Genomic DNA, 13,638 nt, shown 5'->3' with positions numbered 1-13,638 from the left:
TTAAGGTAAAGGGTGCTTATTTTTTGCCTTTTAAGACATTGAGCACCGCGAATGGATTCGTCGCTGGCGTTGTTTCTGCCGCCGCGCCTTCTGTTTTGCTGACCAGCTGCTCCGCCGAGACATGACATTCGGCTTCATCGTGATAGACCACTTGAGGCAGGCTAAGAATCAATTCATCCTCAACCACCGTCAAAAGATCCAGCTGTTCCTTTTCCACCAGCACCGGTTCATGACTAGCAGGCAACTCGGCCGCTAAGGCTTCGTCAGTGACCATTCCAAGCAAAAAGTCACTGCTCACCTCTTGAGGCAGCGGCACTAGGCAGCGTCGGCAGGCAAGCGCCAACGTCGCTTGCAAGTGGCCACGAATTTCACGACGACCTTGAGCATCGACGCCAAACTCAAGCACGACATGACAGTCGCCGGTTTGGACACCCGCTTCTTCGGCAAGACGTGGCAGTTTATCCAGCGCTACCAAGCCTTCGATTCGTTCGTGGCGGGCTGCGAGCTTATAAGGCTCAACCCGACTGGGGAGTTGTGAGGTCAACATAGGCGCGCAATGATAGGCACTCCCCCTGCTGGTGTCAAAGCTGTCGGTATATTTCTTCATGCCTTCCTCAATAAATAACCAACCGCGGCCTCAATAAACGGCCAACATAGGCAGGTTTAGCTGCTTTCGCTACACTCTATTGCTTTGAAATTGCATTTGCGCCACGTTGCACACACATCCCTTAGACATGCGCCACTACCCAGCCAGGAGCTATTTGTGACTTCATCCGCAATGACCGAGCCATCAAGCAGTCAGGCATCAACGACCGAGCTGGTACTGGCCTCCAGCTCGCGTTGGCGACGCGAGCTACTGGATCGACTGCAGCTCCCCTACCAATGCTATTCGCCGGATATTGATGAAACGCCCCATAGTGGCGAAACACCCCACGCTCTGGTCCATCGACTAGCGCTCAGCAAAGCTAACGCCGTTGCGCACCATTTTCCCCATCACTGCATTATCGGCTCTGACCAAGTAGCAGTATTTGAAGGCGACATTCTTGGCAAACCGCATACCGAAGCCAAGGCACGCGCTAATCTAAGCCGCTTTTCCGGCCAGCGTGTCACTTTTTTGACCGGTTTAGCGCTGCTGGATACACGCCACCAGCGTCATCAGGTACACGTCGAGCCATTCGAGGTGGTTTTCCGCCACTTGAGCGTCCAGGAAATTGAAAACTATGTCGCCAAAGAACAGCCACTCGACAGCGCTGGCAGCTTTCGAATGGAAGGCATAGGCATAGCGCTGTTTGAGAAGCTTGAAGGCCGCGACCCTAACGCATTGATTGGGTTACCACTGATTGCGCTTTGCGACATGCTGCGCCAAGCGGGTTTAGACCCGCTTGGCGCCTCCTGATTATCAATAGAGCCTGACAAACCAAGGGCTTGGCAACTAAGCGCTTAGAAGCGCAGCGGGGTAGCGGGCGCACTGACGCCCAACACCTCGGCGACGACCTGGGTAAAGCGGCGCGTCAGGCGCTCAAATGGATCAAGACTCGGCGTATAATCGACCCAATGGGTGCCTCCCACTCGGTCACGCGCCACTTGCTCAAGGCTGCCTAATTGGTCAACCAAGCCTAGATCAACGCTCTGCTCACCACTCCAGACTAGGCCTGAAAATATATCGGGGCTGTCGCTAAGCCTTTCACCTCTTCCCGCACGCACATCATCAATAAACTGACGGTGAGTTTGGCTGAGCACTCCATGCCAAAACTGCTCCGCCTCTTCATCCAGCGGCTGAAACGGGTCAAGAAAGGCTTTATTTTCACCAGCAGTCAGCACGCGGCGCTCCACACCAATACGCGCTATTGCCTCTTCAAAACCAAAGCCCGCGTAAATAACACCAATAGAGCCCACCAGGCTCACCGGCGAGGCAATGATCTCATCCGCCGCCGCCGCAATATAATAAGCGCCGCTGGCACCGATATCTTCGATCACTGCGATAATCGGCTTATCGCCCTGCTCGCGTAGACGCATAATTTCTGCATAGATACGCTGAGACTGCACCGGGCTACCACCTGGGCTATTAATGTGCAGTACCACAGCGGAAGCGCCTTCCGCCTCCCAGGCGTTATTCAGCCCCTCAATGATGCGCTCGGCATTGGCAGGCGAATCGCTGGCAATTACCCCGCTGACCTCCACAATCCCTAAGTGTCGCTGTGTGGGCGCGGTAGCACTAGGCGAATCCCAAAACAGACTATAAAGGATGGTAAATAGCGTCACCAACACAATAGTGAGCATCATCAGGCGGAAAAACAGCTTCCAGCGGCGAGTGCGTCGCTGTTCCGTTAACACGCCGCCTATCCAGTGATCCATCATTTCCAGCTGCGCCAGCCGTTGGCGTTCGCGCAGGGTTTCGGCATCATCGTCTGGCGCACCCGACATCGGCTTAGCGCCCTTACTAGGAGGCACCTCTGATCCCTGTGTCCAACGATCCTCCCTCACCTCATTGCGATCATCATTGGTCGGGCCGTCACGTCCGTCGTTTGTGCCACCGGGGCGGGTTGGGTCGTCGCTCATAAAATGTCCTTATGTAAACGCTGGCTACTCACTGTACAACCGATCAAAAAGCTCATCGATGCTATGGGCAATCCACTTGGGGCGACTCAGTGCCAAACGCTCTGGCGTATGCACACCGTAAGTCACGCCTATTCGATCCATGCCAATCGCTCGCGCCATTTCCAAGTCGTATTCTGTATCGCCGACCATCACCGCTCGCTCGACGGGCACTTCAAGCTCAGTCAACAGCTCCGTAAGCATTTGAGGATGTGGCTTCGAGCGGGTTTCATCCGCCGTGCGGCTGGCGTGAAACCAGGCACCGCTGTCGGTCTCAGCAAAAATGCGGTCGAGGCCACGGCGACTTTTGCCGGTCGCTACCGCTAGCCGCTGCTGCTCACGACCGCGCAAACGGGCGATCTGCGCCTCAACCCCGGCAAAAAACAGCATCGGCGTCGCATCCGCCGTCACAAAATGGTGCGAATAACGCTCACGTAGGCGTTCGGCCTGAGCTGGTAAAATACCTGGGCAAAGCTGGGCAATGGCCTCAGGCAGCCCTAACCCAATAATATCTTCCACCTCCTCCGCCGAGAGTTCTCCCCACTCGGCCTCCAGCGCAGCCGCCTGCATGCACGACACTATCCGCGGCACCGAGTCCATCAAGGTGCCATCCCAATCAAATATAATCAGCTCGTACTGCATGGCAGCTCCTTATCAAGGGCGGATTAGTAAACGGCTTATTGGCGAGCACGCTTAAGCGCTTCTTCCAGCGCCTCTGGCAGTGGCGCTTTGACGGTCACCGGTCGACCATTGGTAGGCTCGGGAAAGGTAAGCGCACGCGCATGCAGAAACAAGCGCCCCAGCCCTAATTGCTTGGTAAGGTAACCGCTTTCACGGGTGGCGTATTTATCGTCGCCCAGCAGTGCATGGCCTGCATGAGCAGCGTGCACACGAATCTGGTGGGTGCGCCCTGTCACTGGCTCGGCTTCGATCAAGGTGACTTTTTCGAACGTCTCGACCACCGAGAAATGAGTACGCGACACTTTACCATTGGGATCAACCCTTACCCGACGCTCGCCATTGCCCGCATCAAAGCGATCCAAACGCGCGCTTTCGTAGGTTTTACGCGCTGGCCAGCGCCCGCTCACCAAGGCTAGATAGCGCTTGTCCATGCCGTGTTTTTTCAGTGACTCATTAAGCGTCACCAACGCATCACGGGATTTAGCGAGCAGCAAACAGCCTGATGTATCGCGATCTAAACGGTGAACCAACTCCAGGAAGCTCAAATCATCGCGCACCTGACGTAGCGCTTCAATTAAGCCAATCTTAACCCCGCTACCACCATGTACCGCCAAGCCTGAAGGCTTGTTGAGCACCATCCAATCAGGGCCTTCCATGATAACGCTGCCCACTAACAGGTCGCGTAAATTATCGCTCACTTCCTTGACCGCCTCACGGGGCGCCAAGCGCAGCGGCGGAACGCGAACTAAATCGCCTGCTTGCAAACGGTAATCCACCTTTACGCGCTTTTTATTAACGCGCACTTCGCCTTTACGCACGATGCGATAGATAAGCGCCCGTGGCGCTCCTTTGAGCCGCGTCATGAGAAAATTATCAATTCGCTGCCCAGCCTGCTCTGGGGCAATATCCACCCACTGTACTTCACGCCCTTCGGACATTGCCGCTTGCTCCTGCTGTAGTTCGATGACATCAGCTAAAAACGGCATTCTAGCGTAGACCCAAGGGCATTGCGTCAATTGCTGGTCGTTGTCTTTACTGTTATATTCCAAAACGTTCACCAGCCAAGCACAGAAAGCTTTCTTGTCTACCGCTAGTGACTAGCTGATAGATAGCTAATTCGTTAAATTGGTTAGCAGAAAACATCAACGCTGAGCTCGGTTAATGCGCCTGCCCGACTAACACGCAGGCCTGAACACGAAAGACGACGTCAGTGTACGCATTGCCCGTTTTTCCAGTATCAACATCTGATCTTAAAAAATGCAGTAAATCTGCCGCCCGTTTTTCATGCCGGCAGATGAAGATAAGCCTAGCCCTCAACGGCAGGCAGTAACTTAACAACGCCACGCCCTGAGCAGCCCCCTCCTTTCTCGTCACAAGGCGCTGGCTGACTCCGGGCGACAAGTTCAACGCTGTGCCGGTGGCCGGCGTTGGTGAATCGATGAATGCTAGGTGTCGGCGGTGTCAGCAGGGCCGGATGGATGTGACAACCACCGGAACACGTCCTGCCTCCGCCACGTACTCAACGCCCTACTGGCCGGGTTGGCGATGATGCCTTCCCGGCTTGACGCGTCAGCATTGCAATGCGCCGAGCACAAGCACGCAGCACCCAGCGGTTCGCCTACGTCACCCCATAGGCAGTTCGCCGGTACGCAACGCTATGCGAGACAACATGAAACGGATGCTTATTAATGCGACACAGCCCGAAGAGCTGCGCGTCGCTTTAGTTGATGGACAACGCCTGTACGATTTAGACATCGAATCCGGCGCTCGAGAACAGAAAAAAGCCAATATCTATCGTGGTAAAATCACCCGCGTAGAGCCCTCACTTGAAGCTGCCTTTGTCGATTACGGCGCTGACCGCCACGGCTTTTTGCCGCTCAAAGAGATCTCTAAAGAGTACTTTGTAAAAGACGTTTCCGGACGTCCCAGCATTAAAGAAGTACTCAAAGAGGGCCAAGAAGTCATCGTTCAGGTTGACAAGGAAGAGCGTGGCAATAAAGGCGCCGCACTTACCACCTTTGTCAGCCTGGCTGGCCGCTTTTTGGTGTTGATGCCCAACAACCCGCGTGCGGGTGGCATTTCTCGCCGTATCGAAGGCGATGAGCGTAGTCAGCTCAAAGATGCCATGGGTCAATTGACCGTGCCGGACAAAATGGGCCTGATTGTGCGCACTGCGGGCATTGGCCGTAACCCGGAAGAACTGCAGTGGGACTTGGATTATCTGGTCCAGGTGTGGGAATCGATTACCACTGAAGCCGCCAAGCGCCCTGCCCCATTCCTAATCTACCGTGAATCCAACGTCATCATTCGCGCTATGCGTGACTATTTGCGCCAGGACATCGGCGAAGTATTGATCGACAGCCCCGAGATTCACGCCGAAGCACTGAGCTTTATTCGCCAGGTCATGCCCTCGTATCAGCAGAAGATTAAACTTTATGCTGATGAAGTACCGCTGTTCTCGCGCTTTCAGATCGAATCGCAAATCGAAACGGCCTACCAGCGCGAAGTAAAGCTTCCTTCCGGTGGCTCGATTGTGATCGATCACACTGAGGCACTGGTCTCCATCGATATCAACTCGGCCCGCGCCACCCGCGGCAGCGATATCGAAGAAACCGCCCTACAGACCAACTCTGAAGCCGCCGACGAGATCGCCCGCCAGCTACGCTTGCGCGACATCGGCGGGTTAGTTGTCATCGACTTTATCGACATGGGGCCTGCGCGCAACCAGCGTGAAGTTGAAAACCGCATGCGCGATGCGCTTAAGCTAGACCGCGCGCGGGTGCAGATTGGTCGCATCTCACGCTTTGGCCTAATGGAAATGTCCCGTCAGCGCCTGCGTCCTTCGCTGGGTGAAACCAGCGGCGTGGTTTGCCCGCGCTGTAATGGCCAAGGCACCATTCGCGATGTGCGTTCGCTGTCGCTGTCGATCATGCGCCTGATTGAAGAAGAGGCCATGAAAGAGAACAGCGCGCAGATTCGCGCTATTCTGCCGGTACCCGTCGCTACGTATCTGCTCAATGAAAAACGCAGTGTGCTGGCCGATTTAGAGTCCCGCCAAAATGTTCGCGTTGTGCTGCTACCCAATCCTGATATGGATACGCCCCACTACGACGTTCAGCGCCTGCGCGATGATCATTTAGACGAGGATGACACTCAAAGCCTTTCGAGCTTTGAGCTCTCCACGGATACCGAAGTAGGCAAAGAGCCAACACCCAGCTTCGTACCGCCCGCTCAACGCGCCGAAGCAGCAGTGAAAAGCGTTACGCATAACGCCCCTGCGCCGGCATCGCTGCAAACCGAAGAGAAAGCGCCTGCTGCTGCCCCGGCGGCGAAAGTAGTACCGGCGACCAGCGAGCAACCCAGCGTCATTGGCCGCTTTATCCGTGGTTTCGCCAAGTTGCTAGGCAGCGACGAAAGTAATACTGAAGCTACGCCAGAGCCCAAGACTGAAACCCCGGCACCGCGCAAGCCAAGCGAGCGTAAAACCAATCAGCGCAGCAGTGAGTCGCGGCAGAAACCCTCACGCAATGAGCGCGGCGACAACACTAGCCGTAACGAGTCGCGCAGCGATAACAGCACCCGGCCTGAGCCAAAAACTGAACAAAAAGCCGAGCAAAAAAGCGAGCAACCCACCACTGCTCCGCGTCCTGCCGGTGACGATAACAGCGACAAGCGCAGCGGTCCCAGCCGCACTCGCAATCGTCGTCGCCATCCCCAGCAAGACGATGCCACCGAAGAGTCGGCCAACAAAGCGCCTCGTAAAGAGAGCCAGTCGGATAGTTCCGGCAAAGATAGTTCTGGCAAAGATAGCTCTAAAAAGAGCAACAACGGCAAAAGCGCAGCGCCGAAAGAGCCACGTCGCGAAGCTGGCCAAGACAGCCAACCCGATGAAACTGCCAAACAGCCAGAAGCCAAGCAGGATGACGGCAAGCCGAAGCGTACGCGTAACAACCCGCGTAACCGCACACGCACACAGGCAATTAACCCACAGGCAGAAGCCGAGCAGTTAAAGCTGCAGGCAGAAGTGGTAAATGAAGCGCCAGAAACCGCTGAACCAGCGGATGAAGCGCCTGTTGCGCCGACAACCGAAACGTCAGACGCGAAGGAAGTAGAGGCACCTGCTAAAGAAAAACCGGCTTCAGAAGCAACGGCAGCCGAGACACCGAATGCTGACGTCGCCGCCTCTGCTGATGAAGCTGCTCAACCTGCTTCTGAGACCGCTGAGCAGGAAGCCGCTGCCAAGCCGAGTGAACCCGTCACCAGCGAAGAGCCGACACCTGCTGCCGCTTCTGAAACGACGGAACCTCACCCTGAAGAAAGTAAGACTACGTCAGCGCCACCTGAGGTGAACTCAGAAACAACCGAAGCTAACTCGGAGCCTGCTGAAACTGAGCAAACTGCTGATAACCAGCCAAGTGCTAGCGAATTGGTAGCGCCTGAAGCTATCGAACCGCCTGCGGCCAACGCGGTCGATCCGGCGGCCACTATTGAAGAAGCTGCCGCTGAGCCTCTCAGTAGCGCTGACACGGATCAAAGCAGCGAACAGCGCCAGCCTGAAGCGACAACTAACGCCCAGGAAACTCGCCAGGAAACAGTAACACCAAGCGTTTCTGAGAGCGCTTCTGAGCGTGACGACGCGACCTCTTCAGTTGAAGAGCCATCCAGCAGCGAGCAAATGCAAGCTGAGGAAAAGCAAGGCCAGGAAGAGAAGAGCGTCGAACAGAATAGCGGCGATCTAGAGACAGCTGAAGCAGAGCCTCAGCCTGCTCAGCCGGTGGCTAGCGAAGCACCCGTTGAAGACGTAGCAACTGAAGAAACGCCTAAACCACGTCGCCGTCGCACACGGGCTCACAACGATCCGCGTGAAAAGCGTAAACAGGCGCAACAGGACACCCACTCCGAGTAAAATCGGTCGCGTGTTGCAACAGCAAAATCCCCGCTTGAGCGGGGATTTTGCTGTTTAGGAGACGCCTTTTAAAAACGGCAGAAGGATTCGCTGGAAAAGGGCGTTAAGGATTAATAAAACGTGGTTCGGGTTCTAACAGCACACCAAAGCGTGTTTTTACTTGAGCGGCGATATAGTTGGCGATTTTCATCAAGCCGAGGCGATCACCGCCACCAAAATGCACCAGCACCAGCGCTTGATGCTGGTGTACGCCAAAGGCGCCGTCGCGCATTCCTTTTAAACCACACTGGTCGATCAACCAACCTGCCGCTAACTTTGTTTGCCCTCCAGCCTGGGGAAAATGGGGCATCGCAGGATACTGACGCGAAAGCTGTGCTGCCTGCTCATCACTTACTAGCGGATTTTTGAAGAAACTCCCCGCGTTGGCAAGCACCTCAGGGTCGGGTAGCTTCTCGCGGCGAATAGCACAAACGGCTTCAGCAATCTCAAGCGGCGAGGGTGTGGCAGATAACCGCGCGGCAAGATCGCCATAATGCAGTTGCGGCGCTGGCATGCGTGATAAACGCACTATTAGCTGGGTAATCACAACACTATCGGCTAACTCGCCTTTAAAGATGCTGTCCCGGTAAGCAAACGCGCACTCTTGAGTACTTAACCAATAACAGCGTCCAGTGGCGAGCTCCATGACCTGCACCGCTTGCAGCGTGTCAGCAAGCTCAACGCCGTAGGCGCCAATATTTTGCACCGGTGCCGCCCCGCAACTACCGGGAATTAGCGCCAAGTTTTCGATTCCCCACAACCCCCGTGCGGCAGTCGCCATGACTAAGGCGTGCCAATTAACCCCAGCGCCCACTTGGGCAAACACATCCCCTTGTTGAGCGCCTTTTGAATGTCTCAACCACCATTGCTTTAAGGCTGGGCATAGCACCAGGCCCGGCAACTGCTCAGGCAGCAGTACATTGCTGCCACCGCCCAGCAACGTCACGGGCCAGCCCTGAGCGTGCGCATAAGCGAGTGCAGTGCGCAGTGCTGACAGTGTGCCCGGCGCTGCATAGTGCTCGGCGTGACAAGGTAGCCGCAGCGTATTGGCAAGGGTTAAATCAATATTGGTCTGCTGATTAAAAGCCGCCACCTCAGCGCTCACGTTTGAGGTGCTGAATGAGCCCGTCTGATGCGGCTTCAATCATATTTAGAACGTTTTCAAAGCCCTCATCCCCGCCATAATAAGGATCAGGCACCTCTGTACCAGGCGTCCCGGCAAAATCTAAAAACAGGCCGACATGAGCTTGGCTATTGGCGGGTTTCAGGTCACGTATGGCGCGCAAATTGTCCTGATCCATACCCAGCACGTAATCAAACTCAGCAAAATCCTGCACATTTAGCTGGCGGGCACGCAGGCCACTTAAATCGATACCACGGCATAAGGCCGCTTGCTGGGCGCGCGAGTCTGGCGCTTTGCCCACATGCCAACTGCCGACCCCGCAGGAGTCTATTTCAACGTCGTCGGCTAGCCCTGCTTGCTCAAGGGCTCGGCGAAAAACACCTTCTGCGGTGGGCGAACGGCAAATATTGCCTAGACAAACAAATAACACTTTCACAACAACTCTCCTTAGGCGCTAGGCAAGCAGCGCACGCACACGGGCTAAATCCTCGGCAGTATCAATACCCGCGGGATTTACCTCACAGGCTAAGGCTACCTGTATCGCGTGGCCGTTTTGTAACGCACGCAGTTGCTCAAGCTGTTCAAGTTGCTCCAGGCTAGAGGCTGGCCAGTCACGGTAAGCCGCTAGAAAACCTGCGCGGTAAGCATAGAGGCCGATATGGCGCAGCCAGGCATCGGTCGCCAGTAGCGTGGGCGCCTGTTTGAAATGCTCTCGATCCCAGGGGATGGGCGCACGCGAGAAATACAGCGCTCGGCCCTGCAGTGTGCGCACCACCTTGACCACATTGGGATTAAACAGCGTGTCGACATCGTTGATAGGCTCTGCCAGCGTGGCAATCGATGCCTCGGGGTCATCGGCCAAGCGAAGAGCCACTTGATCAATCAAGGCAGGCGGAATCAAAGGCTCATCGCCCTGCACATTAACCAGCAGAGCGTCATCCGCTAGCGCTAAGATATCAGCCACTTCGGCTAAGCGGTCAGTGCCCGACGGATGATCGTCGCGCGTCATGATCACCTCAGCACCATAGGGCAACATGGCATCGCGAATGCGGCTATCGTCCGTGGCCACCACAACCCGGCTGGCATGGCTTTGGCATGCGCGACGCCATACGTGGGCGACCATCGGCTCTCCGGCAATTTCTAACAGCGGCTTGCCGGGCAAACGGGTGGAGCCATAGCGGGCGGGTACGACAACCGTAAAGTCAGGCACGGCAACGTCAGGAGAAGCCATTAAACGCCTCCGGATTGTCCTGAAGCGCGTCCTGAAGCGCTCCCTGGCGCGCGACCAGGGGAAGTAGGCAGTTTCTCATCGGCATCCATGGCACGGGCTTCTTCCGGCAGCATGACGGGAATACCCTCTTGAATGGGATAGGCCAAGCCATCGTAGTGGCAACGCAGCTCTTGGGCTTCGCGGTCATATTTCAGCTTGCCGTTACACAACGGGCAGACCAGCATTGCCAGCAGTTCCTTATCCATGCGCGTGACTCCTTTAGGAAAGTGCCGACAGCCGCGCTGCCAGCCAGTGTTCAAATTCGGGTGGAAGCGCTGCTTCCACCTCTAGTACCCAACTATTCGGCGGCGCCAGGGCATAACATTTAACCGCATCTTTGGCTGTCATGATCACCGGGCGGATATCTGTAAAGTTTAGCGCCTCAGCGCTGTACTGCTGGTGATCGGCCAATGGATGCCAGTCACCACTGACCCCCAAATCGGAAAGCGTGCGAAAAAAGCGCTCGGGATTGCCAATACCCGCCACCGCGTGAACTGGTAGCGAAAACGGCAGCGGCGCTAGCGAAAACCGAGCACCGTCATCTAAGCGGCGCCAATAACGCGGTGCTAACTGCATAGTGGTCACAGAGCCGACCGGCAACGTCTGTTGTGAGTCACCATTGACGATCACGGCATCAACGCGTTGCAACCGGCTGGGCGATTCGCGCAGCGGCCCGGCGGGTAAGCAGCGACCATTACCTAAACCGCGGGCACCATCAACCACGACTAGCTCAATATCCCGCGCCAGCGCCAAGTGCTGCAAGCCATCGTCGCTCAAAATAATATCGCAACCCGCCGCCACTAGCGCCTGCACGCCGCGTGACCGTTTGGGGTCTGCCACTACCGGTAGCCCTGTCTGCTGCGCGAGCATCAAGGGTTCATCGCCGCTTTCGGTAACATTAGTGGCGGCGGTGACAAACAAGGGATAGTGCGAGGATGTTCCGCCATAACCGCGGGTAACAATACCTGGCGACCAGCCCTGCGCCACCAGCCAATTGCCCAACCACGCCACTAACGGCGACTTCCCGGTCCCGCCTAAGGTAATATTGCCGACCACAATTACCGGCACGGGGGCCTTCCACGTAGCCTTCTTACCACGCTGGTAGGCCTGTTCACGGCGGGCCATTCCCCATTGATAAAGCGCCCCTAAGGGCTTCAGCGGCCAAAGCCAACGGCTGCCCTGATAGACACCTTGCAGCCAACGCTCTGCCAGTGTCCTAGTCTTTTGCGCTTTTGTAGGCTGGGTCATAATGCTTCTTGAAACTGCAACTGATGCAGCGCTGCATAGGCGCCATCAGCATCCAACAACGCCTGATGGCTACCCTCTTCAATAATACGCCCCTGATCCATCACTACGATCCGGTCGGCCCGTTCGATGGTGGACAGGCGGTGGGCAATCACCAATGTAGTGCGCCCCTCACAAACGCGCTCCAGCGCTTTCTGAATATAGCGCTCGGATTCCGTATCCAGCGCCGAGGTGGCCTCATCGAGTACCAACAGCGGCGCATCCTTGAAGATAGCCCGAGCAATCGCCAGCCGCTGACGTTGCCCACCCGAGAGCATCACGCCGTTTTCGCCTACGGTGGTCGCATAACCATCGGGTAGTTTGTCGATAAACTCGTGGGCATAGGCCGCTTCAGCCGCCGCTTGAATAGCCTGTGGGTCAGGATTAGCCACCCCATAGGCAATGTTATCGGCAATTGAGGCATTAAATAGCGTCACCTGCTGGGAGACCAAGGCAATCTGCTGGCGCAGCGGCCCAAGCGCGTACTCATCAACATTGACGCCATCAATGGTGATAATGCCTTGGCTAGGCCGATAGAAGCGCGGCAATAGGCTCACCAGCGTAGATTTACCACTTCCCGAGCGACCGACTATCGCCACCAGTTCACCTGGCGCCAGCCGTAGATTAATTTCATGCAGTACTTCGGGTTGGTCGTCAGCATAGCGGAAGCTAACCTTATCGATAACGACCTCACCGCTTAAACGGCTGGCAATACGCTTACCGTTATCCTGCTCCGGCGTCATATCCAGTAGACCAAAAAGCTCTGAAGCTGCCGCCAACCCTTTCTGAATCTCACCGTTAATCTCAGTCAATTGTCGCACCGGCTTGATCATCAGGGCGGCGGCCGTAATAAAGGCGACAAACTCACCGGGAGTCATGTTCTCCATCAGGGAGGGCGCCATCGCCAGCCATACCAGCAGCGCCATAGAGATAGCCACCAGCATCAGAATTACCGGCGAGCTAACCGCCCGGGTCATGGCCTCTTTCATACTTTGACGACGATTCTCTTCACTCACTCGCTCAAAGCGCTGCTTTTCATAATCTTCTGCGCCATGGGTGCGCACTACGCGATAGCCAGACAACGCTTCCGATGCAATATGGGTTACATCGCCCATAGAGTGCTGAATGCGCTTGGAGATACGCCTAAACCGCTTACTGACGTAACTCACTACGACGGCGATAATCGGCGTCACGCCTAAAAACAGTAGCGTGAGCATCCAGTTGGTCCAGAGCAGATAAAGCACTAAGCCGACGACGAACAGGCCTTCACGTAAAATAATCGTCACCGCCTTGGTGGCCGCCCCTGCCACTTGCTCGACGTGGTAGGTCACCCGCGATACCAGTTGACCGCTGGAGTGGTGGTCAAAAAACCGGCCAGGCAGATGAAGAAGATGAGCAAATACATCGCAGCGCAGGGTATGAATCACGTAGCGTCCCACATAAGCCATAAAGTAAGTACTTAAAAAAGTGCCTACCCCGCGGGCGGAGAACATAATAATGACAAACAGCGGCAAGAAGAACCGGAAGGCCGCATCCGGGTTTTGAATGCCATCAATCAGCCGCTTCATCATTTCCGCCAGTGCGGTACTCGACGCGGCATATACCACAAACCCCACCAGCGCCAGCGCAAACGCGCGCCAATGTGGCTTAACATAGCCCAATAACCGCTTGTAAATACCCCAACTTGAATCAGCCACACGCGCTCCCGGCAATAGTGTGCAATGCGGTGAATTCTACCTG

Annotated in this window: 12 protein-coding genes; 2 read left to right on the top strand and 10 right to left on the bottom strand. The window is 55.9% G+C overall.

Annotation, left to right across the window (positions count from 1 at the left end):
• Positions 1 to 16: 16 nt before the first annotated feature.
• The gene (locus Q3Y66_RS07660) at positions 17 to 547 is read right to left on the bottom strand and encodes a YceD family protein (protein ID WP_008956806.1); all 531 of its coding nucleotides are present in this window, start codon (positions 545 to 547) and stop codon (positions 17 to 19) included.
• A 231-nt stretch (positions 548 to 778) separates the two neighbouring features.
• Between Q3Y66_RS07660 and Q3Y66_RS07655 the strand changes: the two genes are divergently transcribed.
• A complete protein-coding gene (locus tag Q3Y66_RS07655) occupies positions 779 to 1,396 on the top strand; it encodes a nucleoside triphosphate pyrophosphatase (protein WP_008956807.1) in 618 nt (205 codons plus the stop codon).
• A gap of 44 nt (positions 1,397 to 1,440) precedes the next feature.
• Here Q3Y66_RS07655 and sppA read toward each other — a convergent pair whose 3' ends face one another.
• From sppA to Q3Y66_RS07640, 3 genes are read right to left on the bottom strand one after another with little or no spacing between them, the layout of a single operon-like run.
• Positions 1,441 to 2,559, bottom strand: coding sequence for a signal peptide peptidase SppA (gene sppA, locus Q3Y66_RS07650; protein ID WP_008956808.1), 1,119 nt, complete (start codon positions 2,557 to 2,559; stop codon positions 1,441 to 1,443).
• Positions 2,560 to 2,583: 24 nt separating this feature from the next.
• Positions 2,584 to 3,237 carry an HAD family hydrolase gene (locus Q3Y66_RS07645; protein WP_008956809.1) on the bottom strand — a complete coding sequence of 218 codons (654 nt, stop codon included), beginning with the start codon at positions 3,235 to 3,237 and terminating at the stop codon, positions 2,584 to 2,586.
• A gap of 35 nt (positions 3,238 to 3,272) precedes the next feature.
• Positions 3,273 to 4,214, bottom strand: coding sequence for an RluA family pseudouridine synthase (locus Q3Y66_RS07640; RefSeq protein ID WP_008956810.1), 942 nt, complete (start codon positions 4,212 to 4,214; stop codon positions 3,273 to 3,275).
• 731 nt (positions 4,215 to 4,945) lie between these two features.
• Between Q3Y66_RS07640 and rne the strand changes: the two genes are divergently transcribed.
• Positions 4,946 to 8,182, top strand: a complete 3,237-nt coding sequence (gene rne, locus Q3Y66_RS07635) for a ribonuclease E (protein ID WP_008956811.1) — start codon at positions 4,946 to 4,948, stop codon at positions 8,180 to 8,182.
• Positions 8,183 to 8,285: 103 nt separating this feature from the next.
• Here rne and murB read toward each other — a convergent pair whose 3' ends face one another.
• The 6 genes from murB to msbA are packed head-to-tail and all read right to left on the bottom strand — an operon-like array spanning position 8,286 to position 13,595.
• Positions 8,286 to 9,314, bottom strand: a complete 1,029-nt coding sequence (gene murB / locus Q3Y66_RS07630; protein ID WP_035586255.1) for a UDP-N-acetylmuramate dehydrogenase — start codon at positions 9,312 to 9,314, stop codon at positions 8,286 to 8,288.
• Between the two features lies 1 nt (position 9,315).
• Positions 9,316 to 9,780: a low molecular weight protein-tyrosine-phosphatase gene (locus tag Q3Y66_RS07625; protein WP_008956813.1), complete on the bottom strand. Its 465-nt coding sequence runs from the start codon at positions 9,778 to 9,780 to the stop codon at positions 9,316 to 9,318.
• 18 nt (positions 9,781 to 9,798) lie between these two features.
• On the bottom strand, positions 9,799 to 10,575 hold the full coding sequence (gene kdsB / locus Q3Y66_RS07620) for a 3-deoxy-manno-octulosonate cytidylyltransferase (protein WP_008956814.1): 777 nt from the start codon (positions 10,573 to 10,575) through the stop codon (positions 9,799 to 9,801).
• Positions 10,575 to 10,820 carry a Trm112 family protein gene (locus Q3Y66_RS07615; RefSeq protein ID WP_008956815.1) on the bottom strand — a complete coding sequence of 82 codons (246 nt, stop codon included), beginning with the start codon at positions 10,818 to 10,820 and terminating at the stop codon, positions 10,575 to 10,577. The genes kdsB and Q3Y66_RS07615 overlap by 1 nt, the downstream gene beginning before the upstream one ends.
• A gap of 13 nt (positions 10,821 to 10,833) precedes the next feature.
• Positions 10,834 to 11,862: a tetraacyldisaccharide 4'-kinase gene (lpxK, locus tag Q3Y66_RS07610; protein ID WP_008956816.1), complete on the bottom strand. Its 1,029-nt coding sequence runs from the start codon at positions 11,860 to 11,862 to the stop codon at positions 10,834 to 10,836.
• Positions 11,859 to 13,595: a lipid A export permease/ATP-binding protein MsbA gene (gene msbA / locus Q3Y66_RS07605; RefSeq protein ID WP_008956817.1), complete on the bottom strand. Its 1,737-nt coding sequence runs from the start codon at positions 13,593 to 13,595 to the stop codon at positions 11,859 to 11,861. Before msbA ends, lpxK begins: the two co-directional genes overlap by 4 nt.
• Between the last annotated feature and the right edge of the window lie 43 nt (positions 13,596 to 13,638).

It is taken from the genome of Halomonas sp. HAL1 (assembly GCF_030544485.1).
Taxonomy (GTDB): Bacteria; Pseudomonadota; Gammaproteobacteria; order Pseudomonadales; family Halomonadaceae; genus Vreelandella; species Vreelandella arctica.
The sequence above is the reverse complement of the archived record's forward strand: the minus strand, read 5'-3'. Positions and strand labels throughout refer to the sequence as shown.